The organism is Rhodocyclaceae bacterium (assembly GCA_020248265.1).
In the GTDB taxonomy this organism is placed as follows: Bacteria; Pseudomonadota; Gammaproteobacteria; order Burkholderiales; family CAIKXV01; genus CAIKXV01.
The window spans coordinates 251,079-272,389 of the sequence record JADCHX010000010.1; the positions used below are offsets into that span (position 1 = coordinate 251,079).

Annotated in this window: 18 protein-coding genes; 11 read left to right on the top strand and 7 right to left on the bottom strand. The window is 68.2% G+C overall.

Annotated elements, in window-relative coordinates:
* Window positions 1–42 precede the first annotated feature (42 nt).
* Entirely contained in the window at window positions 43–1,644 is a 1,602-nt protein-coding gene (locus tag ING98_10780; protein ID MCA3102352.1) for an acyl--CoA ligase, read from the bottom strand.
* A gap of 20 nt (window positions 1,645–1,664) precedes the next feature.
* Complete coding sequence (locus ING98_10785; protein MCA3102353.1) at window positions 1,665–2,957, bottom strand: M20/M25/M40 family metallo-hydrolase; 1,293 nt, start codon at window positions 2,955–2,957, stop codon at window positions 1,665–1,667.
* Window positions 2,958–3,070: 113 nt separating this feature from the next.
* Between ING98_10785 and ING98_10790 the strand changes: the two genes are divergently transcribed.
* Together ING98_10790 and ING98_10795 are read left to right on the top strand one after the other, a co-directional pair.
* Window positions 3,071–4,522, top strand: a complete 1,452-nt coding sequence (locus ING98_10790) for an amidohydrolase family protein (protein MCA3102354.1) — start codon at window positions 3,071–3,073, stop codon at window positions 4,520–4,522.
* 81 nt (window positions 4,523–4,603) lie between these two features.
* Window positions 4,604–5,623, top strand: a complete 1,020-nt coding sequence (locus ING98_10795; GenBank protein MCA3102355.1) for a hypothetical protein — start codon at window positions 4,604–4,606, stop codon at window positions 5,621–5,623.
* A 58-nt stretch (window positions 5,624–5,681) separates the two neighbouring features.
* Here the strand turns inward: ING98_10795 and ING98_10800 are convergent, their stop codons facing one another.
* The 3 genes from ING98_10800 to ING98_10810 all read right to left on the bottom strand — a co-directional run bounded on the left by ING98_10800 (window position 5,682) and on the right by ING98_10810 (window position 9,906).
* Complete coding sequence (locus ING98_10800; GenBank protein MCA3102356.1) at window positions 5,682–6,548, bottom strand: MBL fold metallo-hydrolase; 867 nt, start codon at window positions 6,546–6,548, stop codon at window positions 5,682–5,684.
* A 139-nt stretch (window positions 6,549–6,687) separates the two neighbouring features.
* A complete protein-coding gene (locus ING98_10805) occupies window positions 6,688–9,300 on the bottom strand; it encodes a heavy metal translocating P-type ATPase (protein MCA3102357.1) in 2,613 nt (870 codons plus the stop codon).
* Between the two features lie 6 nt (window positions 9,301–9,306).
* Complete coding sequence (locus tag ING98_10810; GenBank protein MCA3102358.1) at window positions 9,307–9,906, bottom strand: OmpW family protein; 600 nt, start codon at window positions 9,904–9,906, stop codon at window positions 9,307–9,309.
* Between the two features lie 129 nt (window positions 9,907–10,035).
* On the opposite strand from ING98_10810, the gene ING98_10815 reads away from it, so the two are divergent.
* The 9 genes from ING98_10815 (at window position 10,036) to ING98_10855 (ending at window position 20,355) form a co-directional block, all read left to right on the top strand.
* A complete protein-coding gene (locus ING98_10815; GenBank protein ID MCA3102359.1) occupies window positions 10,036–10,818 on the top strand; it encodes a leucyl/phenylalanyl-tRNA--protein transferase in 783 nt (260 codons plus the stop codon).
* A 28-nt stretch (window positions 10,819–10,846) separates the two neighbouring features.
* Window positions 10,847–11,602 carry an arginyltransferase gene (locus ING98_10820; protein ID MCA3102360.1) on the top strand — a complete coding sequence of 252 codons (756 nt, stop codon included), beginning with the start codon at window positions 10,847–10,849 and terminating at the stop codon, window positions 11,600–11,602.
* Between the two features lie 13 nt (window positions 11,603–11,615).
* Window positions 11,616–12,074 (top strand): RnfABCDGE type electron transport complex subunit B, encoded by a 459-nt coding sequence (locus tag ING98_10825; GenBank protein MCA3102361.1) that lies wholly within the window; start codon window positions 11,616–11,618, stop codon window positions 12,072–12,074.
* 211 nt (window positions 12,075–12,285) lie between these two features.
* Window positions 12,286–13,563 carry a hypothetical protein gene (locus tag ING98_10830; protein ID MCA3102362.1) on the top strand — a complete coding sequence of 426 codons (1,278 nt, stop codon included), beginning with the start codon at window positions 12,286–12,288 and terminating at the stop codon, window positions 13,561–13,563.
* On the top strand, window positions 13,560–17,207 hold the full coding sequence (locus ING98_10835) for a DUF748 domain-containing protein (protein ID MCA3102363.1): 3,648 nt from the start codon (window positions 13,560–13,562) through the stop codon (window positions 17,205–17,207). The genes ING98_10830 and ING98_10835 overlap by 4 nt, the downstream gene beginning before the upstream one ends.
* Before the next feature lie 16 nt (window positions 17,208–17,223).
* A complete protein-coding gene (locus ING98_10840; protein ID MCA3102364.1) occupies window positions 17,224–17,958 on the top strand; it encodes an rRNA pseudouridine synthase in 735 nt (244 codons plus the stop codon).
* 92 nt (window positions 17,959–18,050) lie between these two features.
* Window positions 18,051–19,262 (top strand): CoA transferase, encoded by a 1,212-nt coding sequence (locus tag ING98_10845; protein MCA3102365.1) that lies wholly within the window; start codon window positions 18,051–18,053, stop codon window positions 19,260–19,262.
* A 23-nt stretch (window positions 19,263–19,285) separates the two neighbouring features.
* Window positions 19,286–19,927, top strand: a complete 642-nt coding sequence (gene nth, locus ING98_10850; protein ID MCA3102366.1) for an endonuclease III — start codon at window positions 19,286–19,288, stop codon at window positions 19,925–19,927.
* A 2-nt stretch (window positions 19,928–19,929) separates the two neighbouring features.
* Entirely contained in the window at window positions 19,930–20,355 is a 426-nt protein-coding gene (locus ING98_10855) for a DUF1841 family protein (protein ID MCA3102367.1), read from the top strand.
* Window positions 20,356–20,409: 54 nt separating this feature from the next.
* Here the strand turns inward: ING98_10855 and ING98_10860 are convergent, their stop codons facing one another.
* Window positions 20,410–20,709, bottom strand: a complete 300-nt coding sequence (locus tag ING98_10860) for a cytochrome c (GenBank protein MCA3102368.1) — start codon at window positions 20,707–20,709, stop codon at window positions 20,410–20,412.
* 80 nt (window positions 20,710–20,789) lie between these two features.
* On the bottom strand, window positions 20,790–21,158 hold the full coding sequence (locus ING98_10865) for a c-type cytochrome (protein ID MCA3102369.1): 369 nt from the start codon (window positions 21,156–21,158) through the stop codon (window positions 20,790–20,792).
* Window positions 21,159–21,311 lie beyond the last annotated feature (153 nt).

Consider the following 21,311-nt stretch of genomic DNA (forward strand, 5'->3'; position numbering starts at 1 on the left):
CGTCCTTCTGCGTACCGCGGTCTGCGCGCTGCCTGCAGGCGTTCAGCCCGCCAGGCTGGTGCCACGCGCAGAACCTTCCATCGCAGCCTTCACCGCGCGCCGGTCGATCTTCCCCGCACCGTTTAGCGGCAGTTCGGCCTCCGCGACGATCGTGACCAGCCTCGGGTGCGCGTACTTGGGACCGTTGTCGAGGCAGTACTGACGGATCGCGTCAGCATCGGCGCTCGCGCCCCGGTTGAGCACGACCATCGCCGCGGGCACCCAGCCCTTGACCGCATGCGGTACCGCGACCACGACCGCATTGGCGACGGCAGGATGCCGGAACAGCAGGTCCTCGACCTCCTTCGGATAGATGTTCTCGCCGCCGCAGGAGAACATGTCGTCCATGCGCGACTTGAAGAAGAAGTACCCGTCTGCGTCGCGTCGCACCACGTCGCCGGTGCGCAGCCAGCCGTCGACCAGCTTTTCGCGCGTGGCATCCGGCCGCTTGTGGTAGCCGATGCAGTTGTATGGCGACTTCAGCCAGAGTTCGCCCTCTACCGGACCCGGCGTCTCGACATCCACTTCCGAGCCGTCCTCTGCGGTGAGCCGGATGCCGATCTCGGGCGCGAGCACGCCGGCCGAACCCCGCTTCACCGGCCGCCCGTCCAGCGGGACGCGGAACGGGCTGCCGCCTTCGGTGAGCCCGTAGCTCTCGCCGACCTTGACACCGGGCAGCGCGCGCTCGACCTCGTCCATCAGTTCCGGCGTGACGACGGCTGACCCGATGGTGAGGCTCTTCAGCGCCGAGAGATCGAGCGAGGCGATCAGGTCGCGCTGCTGCAACAGCATCGTGAACACGGCGGCCACGCCGCGCGAGTAGGTGCAGCGGTACTTCGCGAGCGCCTCCAGGTAGCCCTTGGGGTCGTAGCCGGGCATCAGCACGAACGAGGCGCCAGCGAACAGCGCCGGCTTCACCGTGCCGCGCATCGCGTTCTTGTGGAACAGGGGCAACGCGATCATCCCGCGCGCCTCGCTTGAGGTCGGCCAGTAGCGCTGGTTGTAATCGACGTACCAGAGCATGCCCGCGTGGGTCATCATCGCGCCCTTCGGCAGCCCGGTCGAACCCGAGGTGTAGGGCTGGAAGGCCTGCGCGTCTGCGGCCAGGCGGGGCGGCGCATCGAAGCGCGCGCTGCCATCGCGCGCCTGCGCGTAGGTGGTCCATCCCGGTGCGTTGACCGCTTCGGTCGAGATGCAATGCGCGATGCCTGCGGACTGTGCCACCTCGACCGCGCAGGGGTGCGCCGCCGGCTCCACGAACACGGCCGCACACTCGGCGTCTTCGAGGATGAACGCCAGCGTATCGCGGGCGAGGCGGGTATTGATCGGCACCGGGATCGCGCCGGTGCGCATCGTGCCGAAGAAGATCTCGAGGAACTCGGAGCGGTTGCCGACCACCATGCCCACGCGCTGGCCGGCCCGTATGCCCAGTCCGTGGAGCAGGCCGGCGACACGGTCCGCCCGCTCGTCGAGCATCGCGTAGGTAACCTGCCGCTCCGTGCCGCCGTACAGATCGTAGATGGCCGTCTTGTCGGGCGTGCGCGCCACCGAGGCGTCGAAGAAGTAGCCGAGGTTTCCGGCGCGATTGGCTTGATGGTCGGACATGCTGGTTCCCAGGGACGGATTCACTGCGAAGGATCGCTGCCGAAGGCTGCGTCACGGCCGAGGTAGCCCGCGATCAGCCACGCGTAGACCTTTGCCGCGTCATGCACCTTGTCGACCGACGCAAGGTCGAGGTCGGTGTGCGCGAACGACTGCTCGCCCGGGCCGAAGTTGGCCGTGGGGATGCCCATGTGGTTCAGGTAGCCCTGGTCGTGCGCGGACTGCCCGTAGAAGGTACCGACCTCGCGCTCGAGCATCGCGCTGCAGGCCGCCTGAAGCAGCCGCGCCGGCAACGAGTCCACCGCCACCAGACTCGGGTACATGTAGGCACCCGCCTCGACCGCCACCCGGAACGGCTTGCCGGAGATCGGATCGGGCCAGTCATCCATGGAGCGAGCCACCGCCTCGATCTTCGCCACGGCCGCCTGCGGATCGTCGCCGGGCAGCAGCCGCTGGTCGAGCTTCACGACGCAGGTTCCCTGCACCGTATGCGTGGATTTCGGGAAACTCTCGATGCCGTTGCAGGTGAGCCAGGCGGTGCCCAGTCCCGGATGGCTGCGCGTGTTCGGGATCTCGACGGCCAGCCGGCGCAGGAACTCCATCGCACCGACGATCGCGTTCGCGCCCTCGTTCGGCCGGCTGGAATGGCTCGGGGACCCAGCGACGGTGGCCGTCACGTCGACCCGGCCACGGTTGCCGAGCTGCAACTGCATGGCGTTGCCGTAGACATAGGCGAGGTCGGCCCGCACGCCCTCCTTCTCGACCACATGACTGATCGCCAGCGGATCGCCGGTTTCTCCGGAGACCAGGCACAAAAGGACCAGCCGGCCGTCGAGCGGCACGCCCGAGTCGCGCACCGCCTCGATCGCATGGATGACCGCCGCCAGCGTGCCCTTCTGCTCGCTGGCACCCTTGCCGAGCACCGCCTCGCCGGGCATGCCATGCGGCCGCCCGTCGATAACCACGGCGCCGTACGGATCGGGCATGGTGGACGGCGGCTGGTTCATCGCATGCATGACGAGCATCAGCGACCGCTTCGCGTTCGCTGGCCCCATCTCGGCGATCATGTTGCCGAGCGCGTCCTGCCGCACCCGCGTGAAGCCCAGCCCAGCCATGCGCGGGATCATCGCGGTACGGATGAACTCGCGCAGCTGCGGCTCGGCCTCCAGCAGTGCGGTCTGCGGACTGGGCACGCGCAGCAGTTCCTGCAGCACGGTGCGCGCCCGCTCGAAGGAGACCTGCGGCGCCAGTTGCCTGGCCAGCGCCTGCGCCGCCGGGGACACTGCCGCCGCCGAAACCCGATTCGATTCGCTCATCGTGGCTGCCTGTTCTATAGTCCGCGCATCACCCCGGGCGCTGCCCGGTAAGTGCGGCCGCCTGTGATCACAGATCACGACCCATGGCGCCGCCATGCCTCCCGGAGTCTATCTTGAGTTCACTGCTGATTCGAGACGTCGCGATCCTTGCCCTCGACAGGCAGGAACGGTTCATCGAGCGGGGCGACATCCGTATCGTGGACGGGCGCATCGTCTCGGTGCACGCGCATGGCGGCCCGGTCGATGGCGGGGCGCAGGCACCCGACCGCGTGATCGACGGACGCGGCCTGCTCGCGGCACCCGGCCTGGTCAACGCCCATACGCACTCCCCCGGCGCGCTGCTCGCCGGCACGATGGATACCGAGAGCCACCCGGCGTTCATGTGGCTCAACCAGGCGGACACCAGCGCACGCACGCCACACGAGGTCTACATCAGCGCGATGCTCAACGCTGCGCAGATGCTGCTGTCGGGGGTGACAACTGCGATCGACCATTTCCCGGCGCAGAACTTCGGTCCCGAGGACATCGCGGCCGCGGTACGGGCCTACCGCGACAGCGGCATGCGCATGGTGCTCGCGGTGCGTATCTTCGACGATACGTTCGGCGACATCTTCCCGCGCGACATGCAACTGCCGGCCGGGCTTGCCGCGGAACTGGAACGGGTCGCGCCGCTGCCACCGAAGCCGCTGGCCGAGACGCGCGAACTGACCGAGGACGCGATCAGCCGCTACCACGCGCCGGAACAGCGCCTGTCCGTGTTCCCGGCACCGACCAATCCGGTCCGCTGCACGGACGCACTGCTCGAGATGAGCCGCGACATCGCGGCGCGCTTCGGCGTCGGCATCCATACGCACCTGCTCGAATCGAAGGTGCAGACACGCCTCGCCCAGGAACGCCATGGCTGCACGATGGTCGAGCACCTCGAGCGGCTCGGGATGCTGTCGCCGAAGCTGTCCTGTGCGCATACGATCTGGATCGATGACCCCGACATAGAGCGCCTCGCTCGCCACGGCGTGGTGGTCGTGCACAACCCCGAAAGCAACCTGAAACTCGGCACCGGCATTGCACCGATCGGACGCATGGTCGCTGCAGGCGTGACCGTCGCCCTGGGCAGCGATGGCAACGTGACCAACGACAACCAGCAACTGCACGAGGCGATGCGGCTCGCCGCCTGCCTCGGGCGCGTGGTTGAACCGGACCGCCGCCGGTGGGTCACCGCCCGGCAGGCGCTGGCGATGGCCACGGCGGGCGGCGCAGCTGCGGTCGGCCTGCCCGACCTCGGCCGCATCGAGGCCGGCTGCCGCGCCGACATCGTGCTCTACGACCTCGAACGCCCGGAATGGACGCCGGTCAATGATCCGGTCCGGCAGATGGTTTTTGGCGAAACGGGTGCTTCGGTGCACACGGTGTTGGTGGACGGTCGGGTGCTGGTCGAGGCCGGACGTATCACCGCGTTCGACGCCGCCGGCGTGCTCGCGCAGGCGCGGCCGATGCTTGCCGCCATCCGCGAACGCAACCGGGACCTGTATGCGTTTGCCCGCCGGATGGGCGAACTGTTTCCCTGAACGCTTCACCTGCCACCCGCCGCCGAGGAGCGATCGTTGGGCGACGTCGTTCTGGAGCGCAGCCCCATGGAAACCGATACGATGGCTGACAACGACACTCGACTGCTCGACCCGACCGCACTGCTTGCGCTGCTCCAGCCCGCGCTCGATGACCCGTGCAATGGCTGGAGCATCGGCACCTTCGGCGCGATCGGCGAATTCCACCGAGATGCCGACGAGCCTGCAGTGCGCGTCGAGGATGCGGGAGCCGTGTCGATGGTCACCGCCCGCGGGGCGATCCGGATCGCCCCGCGCGGGTCTGCACGGGTCATGGCCTACGACATCCCGGGCAGCGACCCGGACACCTGGAGCAGCGAACTGGCACTGTGCATGCCGGCGATCGAGCCGCTGTCTGGCGGCGTTGTGACACCGCTGGGGCCGGACCACCAGGCCCTGCGCGCGACCGACCGGACCATGGCGCTCTACGACCTGGGCATCGGACTGGGGGCGGTCCGGTTCTGCGTACGCACCACCGATCCGCACGCGATCGAGGCGCTGCACGCAGCGGCCGGGCAGGCGGCCAGCGGCGACATCCTGCACGCGCTGATGGCGGCCTTCCTGCATGCGCAACCGCACCGGGTCCTGCTGTCGCCTGCCGGCCGTATCGAAGTCACGGCGCCGATACCGATGCCCGATGGGCGATCACCCGAGGGACCGCACACCCATCTGCTGCCGGCGCTGCTGGCGAGCGGCCGCACCCATTCCGCGAACACGCCGATCCCTCCCGGCTGGCAACCGATACTCATGCTCCACCCGCCAGGCGCATGGCGCGACGGCCTCGGCCGGCGCACGCCCTACTCGCGCGAGGCGGACGACGCGTCCGGCCGGCTGTTCCAACGGTTCGGACTGGCCGACGAACGGGCGCTGCGCGGGCAGGTCGAAGCGGCGATCGCCGCAGGACAGGCACCGCAATCCTTCCCCCGCCCGTCGGAACGCCGCGCACGTGCGCACTTGCGCGTCGTACTGCGCCGCCTCGCCGCCGCAGGCAGCCCGGGGCCTGTGGCTGCCTGGCGGGCGCTGCACGACCGACCCGCCGTCACGTCGGCAACCGCGCAGTCCTGAAACCACGGATCCCGGTGTACAGCGCCCGTGCGATCGTCGCGAACAGGGTACGACGCGTTCAGAGCGCGTCGATCGGCAGCTTCAGGTAGCGCACGCCATTGTCCTCCGGCGGCGGCAGTTCGCCGGCGCGGATATTCACCTGGATCGACGGCAGGATGAGCACCGGCATGGCGAGCGTCGCGTCGCGTCGTTCACGCATCGCGACGAACTCGGCGGCGCCGATGCCGTCCCGTACATGGATGTTGCCTGCGCGTTGCGCCTGCACCGTCGTCACAGGACACGGCTCCCGCCCGGCCGGAGGGTAGTCGTGGCACACGAAGAGCCGCGTCTGAGACGGCAGTTCGAGCAGCGATCGGATCGACTTGTAGAGCGTGGCCGCATCCCCGCCCGGGAAATCGCAGCGCGCGGTGCCGACATCCGGGGGGAACAGCGTATCGCCGACGAACACGGCATCCCCCATCCGATATGCGCAATCCGCGGGCGTATGGCCCGGGACGCACATCGCGACCGCCTGCAGGCTGCCGATCGCGAACGATTCGCCGGGCATGAACAGATGGTCGAACTGCGAGCCGTCGGTGGCGAACCCGGGGCCGAGGTTGAACAGCTTCGAGAACACCGCCTGCACCGAATTGATCGAAGCACCGATCGCGATGCGACCACCCAGCCGCTCGCGCAGCCAGCGCGCGCTGCTCAGGTGGTCGGCATGAGCATGGGTCTCGAGGATCCATTCGACGCGAAGCGCGAGGCGCTGGACCGCCTCGACCACGCGTCCTGCGCACGCATGCGAGATACGCCCCGACTTCGGATCGAAATCGAGCACCGGGTCGATGATCGCGCACGCGCTGCCCTCGCCCGCGTGCACGACATGCGTGAAGGTGCAGGTAACCGGGTCGTACAGCGACTCGACCCGCGGCTGGGCATCCATGCGTGCATGCATCACATTCTCCGATCGGCCTTCAGGGCGCTCTGGCCGGGCTCAGGCCCAGCTTGTTCAAAGCACGGCTTCGTTGGGCAGGCGTTGATGCCCAGCAAGGTACAGGCAGGGCGCCGGACCGATCTTGAGGTCATGCCGGCGGCGAAACCGGCAGCGTATCGCAGGCCAACAGGAGCGGGCCCTGCGCAACGGGCGTTTCGCGCCGGAGCAGCCGCATCGCATTGCCCACCACCAGCAGCGAACTGGCCGACATGCCGATTGCCGCGACCCAGGGCGTGACCAGGCCGGCCATTGCCAGCGGTACCGCAACCAGGTTGTAGCCAGCAGCCCAGAGCAGGTTGCCGCGGATCACCCTGAGCGTGCGGCGCGCCATGGAGATCGCATGCAGCAGCGAGCGCATGTCCGCCTGGTCGCCACGGGCGAGCCAGACCATGTCCGAGGCGGCCTGTGCCACCTGCGTGCCGGTTGCGGGTGCGATCGATACCTGTGCCTGTGCCAGCACCGGCGCGTCGTTCACGCCGTCGCCGAACATCGCCACCACCGCGCCGTCGGCCTGCAGCCCGCGCACGAACTCGACTTTCGCCTCCGGTGACAGGCCTCCGCGCACATGCTGCGCATCCAGCACGATGCCCAGTGCCTCCGCCACCGACGCCACGGTCCGGGGCTGGTCGCCGGAGAGCAGCATCACGGTCGCGCCGCTCGCGCGAAGCCCCGCGACCAGTTCGCGCGCGCCCGGGCGCAACTGGTCGGCGAGCAGGAAGGTCGCGAGCACGCCCTGGCCATCGCCGAGCAGCACGCATGTCTCGCCGCGCTGCATCGCGGCGAGCGCGTCGGTTTCCAAGGGCGACGCGGGCGCTCCGGACACCTCGGCGACGAACTCGGGCGTACCCAGCCGCAGCAGCTGCCCGTCGACCACCCCCTCGACGCCGCCACCCGGGACATGACGCAGCCGTTCGACACGCGGCGCAGCCACGCCTGCGACGCCGCCGCCTGCCGCCTGCAGTACATGCGCGGCGAGCGCCCGACCGATCGGATGTTCGGAACGCTGCTCCAGCGCAGCCACCCGGCACCACAGTGCCTGCGACGACAACCGGGCACCAGACGCGGAAAGGCAGGCGCTGACCCGCAGCCTGCCGGTCGTGAGGGTGCCGGTCTTGTCGAAAACGAATACGGACGCGCGCGCCAGCGTCTCGATCGCATGGCCGCGCGTGGGCAGCAGTCCGGCACGCGCGAGGCCGCTGGCGGCAGCCGCCAGCGCCGCGGGCGTGGCGAGCGACAGCGCACACGGACAGGTGACCACCAGCACCGCGACCGTGATCCAGAGGGCGCGGGCAGGATCGTGCACGCCCCACCAGAGCGCGGTTACCGCGGCCACCAGCAGCAGGCACAGCACGAACTGCCCGGCCACACGGTCGGCCAGTGCCGCAAGCGGCGGCTTCTCGGCCGCCGCGCGGTCGAGAAGCCGGACGATGCCGGCAAGTACCGTCTGCTCTCCGATGTGCTCGACCTTCACCACCAGTGGGGTGACGAGGTTGACCGCGCCTCCGGTGACCGGCATACCCGTGTCGCGCAGCACCGGGCGGCTCTCGCCGGTGAGCAGTGCCTCGTCCACCTCTCCGGCCCCATCCAGTACGCGCCCGTCCGCCGGGATCCGTTCCCCGGGCCGCACCAGAACCACGTCGCCCGCCCGCAAGCGCGCAACCGGCACTGTCTCCACCGGCTGCGGTTCCGGCCAGGCGGGCAGCAGCGTTGCAGTGGCGGGAATCAGTCGGGCAAGTTCATCGCTGGCCCGCGCGGCGCGGGCGCGCACCTGCGATTCCAGGAAACGTGCGCCCAGCAGCAGGAACACGAACATCGTCACCGAATCGAAATACACGTCGCCGCTGCCCGTGACCGTCGCGAACACGCTGGCGAAAAATGCCCCTGCGATTCCGATCGCCACCGGGACATCCATGCCGACACGCTGCGCCTGCAGGTCGCGCCAGGCGGACCCGAAGATCGGCGCAGCCGAATACACCAGGACCGGCAGCGTCAGGATCAGCCCGGCCCAGCGCATCAGGATGTCGACATCGCCGGTCATGTCGCCATCTGCGAGCCATACCGGCACGGCATACATCATCACCTGCATCATGCCCAGGCCCGCGATGGCCAGCCGGGAAAGCGCACGCTTGCGCTCGCGCCGGTGCAGGTCGTCCATGCGCGAGGCGTCGTACGGACTTGCCCGGTAGCCGATGGCCGCGACCGCCGCGAGGATCGACGACAGCGAGCCGCGCGAGGCGTCCCAGCGCACCCGAGCTCGACGGGCAGCGTAGTTGAACTCGACACCAGTGACGCCGGGCACCCGCTCGAGCGTGCGCTCCGTGAGCCATGCGCAGGCGCCGCAGGTGATGCCCTCGATCAGCAGCGCAGCTTCGCGTTCATCGTGCACAGGCTCCGTCCGCACGCCTCCGCGGCGCCCGGTGGCCTCGACCGGACGGACGAAACCGGCCTGCACAGCCGGGTCATCATAGAGGCGCAGCTGCGCCAACTGCGGCGGCACGACCAACGCGGCGGAGGCGGGCAGGGACGCACGATGCTCGTAATAGCGCTCGAGGCCGCCATCGACGATCGCCTGTGCGACCGCCTGGCAACCCGCGCAGCACATCTCGCGCAGGCTGCCACCGATGCGCACGGCCAGGCCTGGCGATCCGACAGGCAGTCCGCAGTGGAAACAGCTGGCAGCGGCACCCGCCTCCCGCATCATCGGCGCCTAGAACTTGTAGCCGACGCCGACACCGAACAGCAACGGATCGATCTTCAGGCTCGACACGAGAGCGCCAGCTGTCGTCTTCACGTCGGTCTCGATCCAGATCTTCTTCACGTCGATGTTGAGGTACCACTGTCCCGAGAGGCGATAGTCGAAGCCCGCCTGGATCGCGCCGCCCGTGCTGGACCGGTCGACGGTCAGCGTGCCGCCACTGAGGCTCACGTCGTAGAAGCGCGTGTAGTTCACGCCGACACCCACATAGGGCTTGAAGTCCTGTGACGGCGTGAAGTGGTACTGCAGCATCAGCGTCGGCGGAAGGTGCTTGAGGCTGCCGATATCGACTCCGGCGTTGCTCACGTTGTGGCGCTGCGTGGCCAGGATCAGTTCGACCGCGATGTTCGGCGTGAAGAACCAGCTCAGGTCCAGCTCCGGCGTGACCTCGTTCGAGACCCCGATGTCGAGCGGCGACGAGCGTTCCTGCGGCGCGATGTACAGCGCACGGCCACGCACCATCAGCTGCGCATCGGCATCGGCGGAAGCCAGGAACGCGGCAGATCCGGCGACCATCAGTGCAGCTGCGGCAAGCGATCGGGCAGTCTTCATTTCTCCGTCCTCCTTCAGGGATGACCAAGCTCACGGGAACCTCGATGCAATCCTGGACCAGCCGGCGCCGGTCCGGATTGATCTGTATCAACCGCGCTGCACTCCGGCGGCACCGCGTAGAATCGCCCGATGGTCAAGTGGCTGAAACCCCACCACCCGTTCCCGCCGCTCGAGGCAGCACTGGCCCGTCCGCCCGGACTGCTCGCAGCCGGGGCCGACCTGTCGCCGGGACGCCTGCTCGATGCGTATTCACGGGGCATCTTTCCCTGGTTCAGCCCGGGGGATCCGATCCTCTGGTGGAGCCCGGATCCGCGCATGGTCCTGTTGCCGCCGGAACTGCATGTCCGCCGGTCGCTGCGCAAGCGGCTGCGCCAGCCCGGCCACGAGGTGCGCGTCGACACCGCATTCCGCGAGGTCATCGAGGCCTGCAGCGCCCCTCGCGACGGAGCGCACGGCACGTGGATCACTCCGGCGATGATCGATGCCTACTGCACGCTCCATGAGCAGGGCCATGCGCATTCGGTGGAGACCTGGATCGACGGCCGGCTGGCTGGCGGGCTCTACGGGATCGCGCTAGGCCGAGTGTTCTTCGGCGAATCCATGTTCACGCGAGTGCCGGATGCGTCGAAGATCGCATTCGTGCACCTGGTGCGCCAGCTTGATTGCTGGGGCTTCGGGCTGATCGATTGCCAGATGCGCACCGACCACCTGGCCAGCTTCGGGGCCCGCGAGATCCCACGGACAGATTTCGCAGCACGGCTTGTGGAGTTGCTACACTACGACCGTGCGGGTGAAGACCGGTCCGCTGCCGCAGGGAGATTTCCGTGCGCGTGGCCTGCTGGCTGCAGGGGCATCGATACCGGCGTCGGCGCGGGTGATCGACCGTCCGCATCAGGCTCGATCGACGCCTGATCGAAGATGGACCGACGCTGAATCTACAATGACCCGGCTCAACGATTTCCCGATCTCGGTGTTGCAGTTCTACACGACTGCACGCTACCCGTGCAGCTACCTGCCTGACCGCATGGCGCGGTCGCAGGTCGCCACGCCGAGCCACCTCATCGACGCTGCGGTCTACGGTGAACTGGTGCGCTCGGGCTTCCGCCGCAGCGGTGCGTTCACCTATCGCCCGTACTGCGACAATTGCAGGGCCTGCGTGCCAGTGCGCATCCTCGTCGATGCGTTCGAGCCGACGCGATCCCAGCGCCGCGCGCATGCGCGCCATGCAGGGCTGGCGTCGGAACTGCTCGAGCTGCGCTATGCGCCGGAGCATTACGCTCTTTATCTGCGCTACCAGGCGCTGCGCCATTCCGGCGGCGGGATGGACCATGACAGCCGCGAGCAGTATCGCCACTTCCTGCTCCAGAGCAACATCCGATCGCACCTGGTCGAGTTCCGGGAGCCCGAGCGCGACGCACGCACGCTGCGCATGGTCAGCATCATCGACCGCCTCCATGACGGGCTGTCCTCCGTCTACACGTTCTTCGAGCCCGATTCGCCCGGCGCCAGCTACGGCACCTACAACATCCTTTGGCAGGTCGATCTCTGCCGCCAGCTCGGGTTGCCGTACCTGTACCTCGGCTACTGGATCAGCCAGAGCCAAAAGATGGCCTACAAGATCAATTTCCAGCCGATGGAGGGCCTGATCGACGGGCGCTGGCAGCCGCTGCCGCGCAGCGCCAGCGTCATGCGCTGAGGCGCCCGACCCGATGACCGAGCCGGTGCAAAGACATGCCGCGCTGCAGGTCGCGCTCGTGGACGAAGCCGCCTGCATCGGTTGCACGATCTGCATGCAGAAGTGCCCGGTGGATGCGATCGTGGGCGCAAGCCGACAGATGCATACCGTCCTGTCCGCCGAATGCATCGGCTGCAGACTGTGCATCGCGCCGTGCCCGGTGGACTGCATCACGATGGTGGACCGCCCCGCTGGCCAGGCGCGCCCGGATCCGGCGCTGGTGCGCGAGCGCCATCGCTTCCGCCAGCGCCGTCTGGCGCGCGAGCCCGCCGAGCGCGCTGCGCGTTTCGCAGAGAAGGCCCGCATGAAACTCGCCGGGCTGGCGGCGGAGCCCGCGGGCACGGACACCGGACGCAGGCGAGCGGTGGTCGAGCGTGCGCTCGCGCGAGCACGCGAGCGACTGGCTTGTGCGGGCTTGCCGGAGGGCAAGTGACCGCGCACGGCACGTCCGGGCATGGCTACCGATGCAGCCCGCGCGCGCCACTGCGCATCGTGTAGCCTACGCGGGTTCAATGCACCTTCCGACGCCCATGCCCCGACACCGATCCACCCCGGCGCCGTCTGCAACCGCTCGCACCCGACGACCCGTTCGACCGTCTGCCACGGCCGGTGCCGCCCGCGCGCGGACGCGATCGCTGCTGCCGATGGCCCTTGGCCCCGACCTCGGGCTTCGCTTCGCACGCGGCGTGCAGGCCGGCCGCTGGGTGTTCGCAACCGGTCAGATGGCCACCGACCCCGCGACCGGCGGCGTCGCCACCGACGTACTGCGCAGCCGGGCGCCTTTGTCCGGCGCACCGAAGCACCTGCGCGAATCGGCCGGGGTGTTCGACCGTCTCGAGCAGGTACTCGCAGCCGGCGGCAGTTCGCTCGCCCGTATCGTGCGCAGCGACCAGTACTTCACGACCTGGGCCGCAGTGAGCCACTACCATACCGAACGCGTGCGCCGCTTCAGGACGCTCGTCCCCCCGACCACCTCGGTGCTGATGCCCGGGCTGCTGCTCGACGGTGCCGACCTCGACGCCCAGTTCGTCGCGCTCACACCCCGCTTCGACGCGCCGATCGAGCCAGTCTATCCGCCGGGACTTCACGTGCCCTCGACGTCCGGCTTCGCGCCGGTGGTACGCGCGGGCGACTTCGTCTTCATTGCCGGCTTCATGGCAGCCCACCAGCCGGGAGACCTCGGCGGCATCGCGCCGGAGGCGAAGGTGCCCGACGGGCACCTGTGGAAGGGCACGCGCATCAAGCTGGAGGCCGACTATGCGATGAAGCAGAAGATCGCCGTTGCGCTCGAGGGTGCCGGCTCGTCGATCGCCTCCATGGTCAAGGCGCAGGTCTACCTGCGCGACATGAACGACCTGCCGGCATTCAACGAGGTGTGGCATCGCTGGTTTCCCGACGCGACGGCGCGTCCGGCGGTGAGCTACATCGCGACCTCCACGCCCGGATTCGCGATCGAGGATGCCCGGCTCGAGATCAATGCGATCGGGCTGGTAGATGGCGCGAGGACGCGCCGGCACAACATCGATGCCGGGTTCCATACCGGCATCGACGGGCAACCGGCTGCGGTCCTGGTCGGGGACCTGCTGCTCTGCTCCGCCCTGCTCGCAGCCGATGCCGATGGCCCGCTGCCCGGATGCCTGCCAGATCCGCGGCAGCCGCACTTCGGATGCACGGTCGAAGCCCAGGTCGACGCGATCGTCGACCGTGCTGAGGCGCTGTGCGACGCTGCCGGCACGTCGCTGTACGACATGGTGCGGCTGCAGTTGTTCATGACAGACCTCTCGGGGCTCGACGCGGCATGGCGCACGTTCCAGCGGCGGCTGCCAGGGCTCGACCTGCCGCTGTCGGCGATACAGGTAGCCGGGCCGCTGCCGGTGCCGGGCTGCACGCTGATGGCCGACCTGTGGGTCTACGCGCCATGAAGATATCCTCTCTTCGCCCACGGCTGCGCAGGCTGGCGCTGTACCTGGCAGGGCTGTTCGTGCTTTTCGTGCTGGCCGGATACTTCATCGTGCCGCCGGTCGCGAAATCGCTGATCGTGAAGAAGGCGTCCGAGGCCCTCGGGCGGGAGGTCTCGATCGAGCGGATCTCCGTCAATCCGTTCGCGCTGTCGGCGACCGTGTCCGGCTTCCGCCTTTACGAAGCGGGTTCGAAGGAGGTGTTCGCATCGCTCGACGAACTCTACGTGAACGTCGAGTCGAGTTCACTCTGGAACCTGGCCCCGGTCGTCGGCGCGCTCAGGCTGGGCGCACCCCGGCTGAAGATCGTACGGCTGCCGGGTGGCCGGTTCAACTTCACGGACATCCTCGAAACGTTGGCAAAGCGGCCCAGGAGCGAAGGCAAGGCGTACTTCTCGCTGAACAACATCGAACTGTCCGGTGGCGAGGTCGACATCGACGACCGCGTCGAGGATGCCCGGCACGCGGTTACCGCGATCCGCCTCGGCATTCCCTTCCTGTCCAACCTGCCGACGCGGGTCGCGGTGAAGGTCACCCCATCGTTCTCGGCGAGCGTCGACGGCACTGACGTCGAGCTGAAGGGAGAGACCGCACCCTTCCTGGACACGCTCGAGAGTTCGCTGCAGCTTTCGCTCGACCGCCTGCCGATCGGGCGCTATCTCCGCTACGTGCCCGCGACGCTCGCATTCGACATCCCGTCCGGGACGCTCGACACCGACCTGCGCCTGTACTTCATCCGCGCAACCGGTCAGCCGCAACGGCTCACCGTCTCCGGCACCGCGCGCCTGCGCGACCTCGCGGTAGCCGATGGCGCGAAGGTACCGCTGCTGTCGCTGCCGCTGCTCGATGTCGACATCGAATCGATCGATGTTTTCGCGCGTGACATCGACCTGTCGAAGATCACCGTCACCGGCCTGTCGGTGGAGGCGGTGCGCGGCCGCGATGGCTTGCTCAACCTGCTGGCCCTCGCCCCGCGCCCGGAGAAGGCGAACGCGGCGGGTCCGAAGCCCCAGGATCTGCAGGCCACGCCGGCGCAACCGCTGCGCTATTCCGTGAACCGGTTCGAGCTGAACGACGCTCGCGTCGCGTTCACCGACCGTTCGCTGCAGTCCCCGTTCCGGACGGAACTCGCCGATATCGACCTGTCGCTGGTGGGCCTGTCCAGCACGCAGGCCGATCCGGCCAGACTCGCCGCGTCGATCCGTACCGGCTTCGGCGAGACGCTCGCGCTGGAAGCTGCGGTCGCGGTCGCACCGGCAGGCACCGAGGGCACGCTGGAACTGACCGGGGTACGTCCGCGTAACTACGCACCCTACTACGCACCCCTCGTGCGGTTCGACATAGACGAGGCGAAGGTGGACCTGCGCACGCGCTTCCGTGCTGCAGCCGAGGGGAATCGCATCGATGCAGCGGTGGAGGCGCTGTCGCTCTCGATCGCCGACCTGCGCGCGCGGCGCAGCGGCGAGAAGGAGCCGCTGGTCAGCGCGCGGCTGCTCGCGGTGGCGGGCGTCGACGTCGATCTCGCGCGCCGGAGCGCTACCGTTGGCGAGTTCAACCTGCGCGACGCCAGTGTCCGCATCGACCGTGACAAGGACGGACGGATCAACCTCGCCTCGCTGCTCGCCGAGCCCGCGGCACCGGCACCAGCACCGGCACCGACTGCGGCAGTTGCACCCACCGGGCTGCCGGCCGCGGCCGACACCCATACCGCCCCGCCCTGGACGTGGGTCCTGCGCCGCGCGGTGGCCGAGCGGGTCAATCTCCGCTTCGACGATCGCATGCCACCGGAACCAGTAGCGATCGTGCTGTCCGATCTGGCCATGACGGTCGACGACCTCGGCAGCGCGAAGGGGGCACGCGCAAAGGCGACCTTGCGCACGACGATCAACCGCGGCGGCAGCCTGTCCGCGCGGGGGCAGTTCGCGCTCGACCCACGGGCCGGCAGCTTCGACCTCGACGCGCGCTCGATCGGCATCCTGCCGCTGCAGCCGTACTTCACCGAGCGGCTCAACATCGTTATCACCGGCGGAGATCTGTCGGCCAAGGGTTCGCTGAATGCAGACCTGTCGGTCGACCCGCCGCGCGCGGGCTTCACCGGCGAGGCAAACATCGCCAACTTCGCGGCACTCGAAAGGCTGACCAACGAGGAACTGCTGCGCTGGAAATCGCTGTACTTCGGCGCGATCAACGTGACCGCCGGACCGACGCAGGTGGCCATCGGCGAGATCGCACTGTCGGATTTCTTCGCCCGCATCATCCTGTCGGAAAAGGGCAGGCTCAACCTGCGGGACATCGTGCGTACCGATCCGGTCGCCACGCCGGCGCCGGCTGCTTCGGCAACGCCGACGGCCCCCGCGAGCGCGCCGACCGGTGCCACCGGAGCAGCGGCACAGGCGGCGTTGCCGGTGAAGATCGGACGGATTTCGGTCGCATCCGGCCATATCAATTTTTCCGACCTCTTCGTGCGCCCGAATTTCCGCCTCAACCTCACCGGCATGACAGGTGCGGTTTCGGCACTGACATCGGACCCCCGTACGGCTGCCGACCTCGAACTGCGCGGACAACTCGACGGCAGTGCACCGGTCGAGATCATCGGCCGCATCAACCCGCTCGCCAGCCCCCTGTTCGTCGACATCAAAGGGGCGGTGCGCGGTGCCGAGCTGTCGACGCTGTCGGCCTATTCGACCACATACACCGGCTACGGCATCGAGCGCGGCCGCCTCACGCTCAACCTGGCGTACAAGGTCGAGGGCCGCAAGATCGACGCGCAGCATCGCATCTTCCTCGACCAGCTGACCTTCGGCACCGAGCGCATCGAAGGGCCTTCGGTAGTCAAGCTTCCGATCCTGTTCGCGGTACGGCTGCTGCAGAACAGACGCGGCGAGATCGACCTGAACCTGCCCATCACCGGAACGCTCGACGATCCACAGTTCCGCATCGGACCGATCATCTGGCAGATCCTGGGCAACCTGATCACGCGCGCGGTGACCGCGCCCTTTTCCCTGCTCGCCTCGCTGGGCGGCGGCAGCACTGAAGAACTGTCCGTGGTCGAATTCGAACCGGGCAGCGTGGTGTTGTCGGAGGCCGCCCGGAAGCGGCTGTCGACGCTCGGGAAGGCGCTCGCGGATCGCCCATCGCTGCGTCTGGAACTGACCGGTCGCGTGGATGCCGAGCGCGACCGCGAAGGTTACCGGCGTGCACAGCTCGCGGCGGCCGTGCAGGCGCAGAGGGTGCGCGACCTGGTGCGCAAGGGCGAAAGCACCGTCGGTATCGGTACGGTTCCGATGGAGCCGAAGGAGTACGAAAACTACCTGCGCGCAGCCTATCGGGAGGCGAGGTTCCCCAAGCCACGCAACGCGATCGGGATGCTGCGCGATCTGCCGGTACCCGAGATGGAGACGCTGATGCTGACGAACACACAGGTCACGCCGGACGACCTGCGCGAACTGGCAACGGCGCGCGCCCAGGCCGTCGAGAACTACCTGGTGAAGGAAGCAGCGCTCTCGCCCGAGCGCGTGTTCCTGGTCCAGGGCAGGACGCCCTCGGCCGACGCCGCTGGCGCGAAGGCGCAACCGCCCGGCGCACGCGTCGACCTGGCCATCCGCTGACCAGCGGGACGGTACGATGGAAGAGAAGACCCGAGTCTCCAAGCTGATGGCCGCGCAGGGGCTCTGCTCGCGGCGCGAGGCCGACGCCTATATCGAGCGCGGCTGGGTGAGCGTGGACGGCGTCGTCGTGAAGGAACTGGGCACGCGCATCCTGCCGCACCAGAAGATCACGCTGTCGCCAGCCGCGGCTGCCAGGCAGCATGAGCGGGTGACGGTGCTGCTGAACAAGCCGGTGGGCTATGTATCCGCACAGGCCGAGGCGGGCTACAAGCCCGCGGTCGTGCTGTTCTGCCCCGGCAACCGCTTCGCGGGCGATCGTGCGCCACTGCACTTCGAACCGGCGCACCTGCGCGGACTTGCCCCGGCCGGACGGCTGGACATCGACTCGACCGGGCTGCTGGTCCTGACCCAGGACGGCCGCATCGCGCGCCAGCTGATCGGGGCCGACAGCTCGATCGAGAAGGAATACCTCGTGCGGGTCGAGGGTAGCCTGTCGGCACAAGGCATGGCGCTGCTCAACCACGGCCTCGCGCTGGACGGCGTGCAGCTGAAGCCGGCGAAGGTCGGCTGGCAGAACGACGACCAGCTTCGCTTCGTGCTGCAGGAGGGACGCAAGCGGCAGATCCGCCGCATGTGCGAGCTCGTCGGACTGCGGGTGACCGGGCTCAAGCGCGTACGCATCGGCCGCCTGCGGCTGGGAGACCTGCCGGTGGGCCAGTGGCGCTACCTGGGTCCGGAGGAACGGTTCTGACCGCTGGCGGATGACCCGCCACGGCGGCGACGGCAGCCCCGCCGCTATAATCCGCCTCCCGGTCCGTCCGACCGCAAGCGGAGCAAGCAACGATGGCACTTCCCCTCGATGGCGTGAAGGTGATCGACCTGACCAATGTGCTGGCCGGGCCTTTCTGCACGATGACCATGTCGGACATGGGTGCGGAAGTGCTCAAGGTCGAGAACTTCCCGGAAGGAGACCTGTCGCGCCGCCTGTCGCCGAAGATCAACGACGAGAGCTACTGCTTCGCGATGGTCAACCGCAACAAGCGCAGCATCGGGCTGGACCTGAAGAGCCCGCGCGGCAAGGAAGTGTTCATGAAGCTGGCGGCCGGGGCCGACGTGATCCTGGAGAACATGCGCCCCGACGCGAAGTTCCACATGGGCGTCGACTACGAGTCGGTGAAGAAGATCAACGAGAAGATCATCTATGCGTCGATCTCCGGCTTCGGCCAGACCGGCCCGTATGCGAAGAAGGGCGGCTACGATATCGTCGCGCAGGGCATGACCGGGATCATGCGCATGACCGGCGACCAGGGTGGCCGTCCCGCCAAGGTCGGCATCGCGATGAACGACATCGCAGGCGGCATCACCGCGCTCTATGCGATCCTGGCGGCGTACATCCACCGGTTGCGCACCGGCGAAGGCCAGTACCTGGAGACCTCTCTGGTCGACGCCGGCCTTGCGTGGATGATGTGGGAGTCGGCCGCGTTCTTCGGTGCCGGCGAGGTGGCGATGGCCAACGGTACCCGCCACCGCCGCTCCGCACCGTACCAGGCGTTCCGCACCGCCGATGGCTATGTCACCGTGGGCGCGAACAGCGAAAAGATGTGGGCAAGCTTCTGCAACGACGTGCTCGGGCGTCCCGAACTGCTGCAGGACGAGCGCTTCAAGGGCCTGCAGAGCCGGCTCGCCAACGTGGATGCACTGCAGGAAGAGATCGAGAAGGTGCTGGTCACGCAGCCCACCGGGCACTGGGTACCGCTGCTCGACAAGGCCGCCGTCCCGGGTGGCCCGGTCTATACCTTCGACGAAACGGTCGAAGACCCGCACATCAAGGCGCGCGAGATGTTCTTCGACGTCGAACACCCGATCATCGGCAAGATGAAGAACATCGGCTACCCGGTGAAGTTCTCGCGCACGCCACAGCAGTTCCGTTCAGCGGCTCCCTGGCTCGGGCAGCACACCGCGGACGTGCTGGGCGAACTGGGCTACGCGCCCGGGCAGATCGACTCGCTGTTCGCCGATTCGATCGTGTTCGACAAGCACCGCAAGCCGGCCTGACCGCCAGCCAGGACCGACCAACGGTGAATCCGGCGAAGCGGCGCACGATTTTCGAGCGGTTCGCGCAGGCGAATCCGCATCCGAAGGGTGAACTCGACTGGAAGACGCCGTTCCAGTTACTGGTAGCGGTGATCCTCTCGGCGCAGGCAACCGATCGCAGCGTGAATCTCGCCACCGCGGCGCTGTTCCGCGACGCGCCCGGGCCGCGCGAAATGCTCGCGCTCGGGCAGGCGGGCATCGAAGGGTACATCCGCACCATCGGTCTGTTCCGTTCGAAGGCGAAGCATGTCGCGCAGACCTGTGCCATCCTCCTGGCTGACCACGGCGGCGAGGTCCCGGATGACCGCGAAGCCCTGGAACGGCTGCCCGGCGTGGGCCGCAAGACGGCCAACGTGATCCTCAACATCGCGTTCGGCCATCCGACGATCGCGGTCGACACTCACCTGTTCAGGCTGGGCAACCGGATCCCGCTCGCGCCGGGCAAGACAACGCTCGAGGTGGAGCGCCGGTTGCTGAAGGTCGTGCCGCCGGAATACCTGCAGCATGCGCACCACTGGCTGATCCTGCACGGTCGCTACGTGTGCAAGGCCGTGCGGCCCGATTGTCCGGGCTGCCTGATCAGAGACCTGTGCGAGTACCGGGGCAAGACGGTAGCCCCGGCATGAGCCTGTTCCAGCCCACGCGCGACGAAGCGCGCGGTTTCCTCGCCGATGCATGGCGCAAGCACCGGGCGCGCGAGCCGCTGACGCCACTGGAGGCGATCACGGCCGACATCATCGCCGAGCATCCGGAATACCACCCGCTGCTCGAAGCCGCACCGGCAGCCGATACGCGCGACTTCCTGCCGGAGGGCGGCAACGTCAATCCGTTCCTGCACCTGTACCTGCACCTCGCGCTCGCAGAGCAACTGTCGATCGACCAGCCGTCGGGCATCCTCGCCGCCTACCAGCGGGTGCTGGCACGGCATGGCGACCCGATGGCCGCCCAGCATGCGCTGATCGAATGCCTTGCCGAGACCATGTGGCACGCGCAACGCGACAACGTGCCACCCGACGGCGACGCCTACCTGGAGTGCGTGCAGCGCAAGGCATGACGGCACGGCACGCCCGGAGCGCCTCGCCGTGCGTGCCGGGAATGGACGGCCCTGCTACTGGCGAATGACTGCCAGCGTCCCCTTCTGCCGCGCGTAGAACGCGGCCAGGTCGCGGAAATCCTGCTCGGTCAGATTGCCGATCTGGCCGCTCATGATCGCGTTCTTGCGTGCGCCGGTGCGGTAGGACCTCAGCGCATGAACCAGGTAGTCTTCGTACTGGCCTGCAAGGCGCGGGAAGTTCGGCGCGATGCTGTTGCCGTCGGCGCCATGGCACGCCGCGCAGGGCTTGGACAGTTCGGCACCGCGCTGCGCGTTCTGCGCGATCGCCGGCGAGGCCAGGAATACGCAGGTCATGCCGGCCGAGAGTGCCAGACGCAGGGTGTTCGCGCCCAGGACGCGGACGGCTGATCGGATCGGGGTCATCGTGGTCATGCTCATTTGCCGGAAGCCGTGGTTGCCCGCAGGCCGCCCTGCCCGTAGAACGCAGCCAGATCGGCCATGGCCTGGTCGGTCAGCGAAGAGGCAATCGCGCGCATGGTCGGGTGGCTGCGCTCGCCACTGCGATACGCCTGCAGCGCGGACACGATGTACTCCGGATACTGGTTGCCGATCTTCGGGAAATGGAAGACATCGGGGTAGGCATTACGCAGGCCGCCGATGCCGTGACAACCGGCACACATGGCTGCACGCTGTGCACCCACGCGTGCATCGCCGACGGGCGACTGGGCGGACACCGGAACCGCCGTCGTTCCAAGGAGGATGGCTGCAAGGCCGATGAAACTGCCGCTCACTGCATTCTTCATCGATACACTGCTTTCTCGCACCGCAAAGTGGCACGGACTGTAATGGAATCGGGTGGGGACGGTCAATCGAGCACGCGGCGATCCGGCGCCGGCCGGAGCCTCGACGCGGTTTGCCCGGACCTGCCGCTTGCCAGATAATCGGGCAGGGACGGA

Excerpts from the sequence above, each read along its gene's own strand:
- ING98_10795 (MCA3102355.1), top strand. The coding sequence starts at position 4,604 with ATGGCTGACAACGACACTCGACTGCTCGACCCGACCGCACTGCTTGCG.
- ING98_10825 (MCA3102361.1), top strand. The coding sequence starts at position 11,616 with ATGACCGAGCCGGTGCAAAGACATGCCGCGCTGCAGGTCGCGCTCGTG.
- ING98_10830 (MCA3102362.1), top strand. The coding sequence starts at position 12,286 with ATGGCCCTTGGCCCCGACCTCGGGCTTCGCTTCGCACGCGGCGTGCAG.
- ING98_10835 (MCA3102363.1), top strand. The coding sequence starts at position 13,560 with ATGAAGATATCCTCTCTTCGCCCACGGCTGCGCAGGCTGGCGCTGTAC.
- ING98_10845 (MCA3102365.1), top strand. The coding sequence starts at position 18,051 with ATGGCACTTCCCCTCGATGGCGTGAAGGTGATCGACCTGACCAATGTG.
- ING98_10805 (MCA3102357.1), bottom strand. The coding sequence starts at position 9,300 with ATGATGCGGGAGGCGGGTGCCGCTGCCAGCTGTTTCCACTGCGGACTG.
- ING98_10840 (MCA3102364.1), top strand. The coding sequence starts at position 17,224 with ATGGAAGAGAAGACCCGAGTCTCCAAGCTGATGGCCGCGCAGGGGCTC.
- ING98_10780 (MCA3102352.1), bottom strand. The coding sequence starts at position 1,644 with ATGTCCGACCATCAAGCCAATCGCGCCGGAAACCTCGGCTACTTCTTC.
- ING98_10800 (MCA3102356.1), bottom strand. The coding sequence starts at position 6,548 with ATGGATGCCCAGCCGCGGGTCGAGTCGCTGTACGACCCGGTTACCTGC.
- ING98_10810 (MCA3102358.1), bottom strand. The coding sequence starts at position 9,906 with ATGAAGACTGCCCGATCGCTTGCCGCAGCTGCACTGATGGTCGCCGGA.
- ING98_10820 (MCA3102360.1), top strand. The coding sequence starts at position 10,847 with ATGACCCGGCTCAACGATTTCCCGATCTCGGTGTTGCAGTTCTACACG.
- ING98_10865 (MCA3102369.1), bottom strand. The coding sequence starts at position 21,158 with ATGAAGAATGCAGTGAGCGGCAGTTTCATCGGCCTTGCAGCCATCCTC.
- ING98_10860 (MCA3102368.1), bottom strand. The coding sequence starts at position 20,709 with ATGACCTGCGTATTCCTGGCCTCGCCGGCGATCGCGCAGAACGCGCAG.
- ING98_10785 (MCA3102353.1), bottom strand. The coding sequence starts at position 2,957 with ATGAGCGAATCGAATCGGGTTTCGGCGGCGGCAGTGTCCCCGGCGGCG.
- ING98_10815 (MCA3102359.1), top strand. The coding sequence starts at position 10,036 with ATGGTCAAGTGGCTGAAACCCCACCACCCGTTCCCGCCGCTCGAGGCA.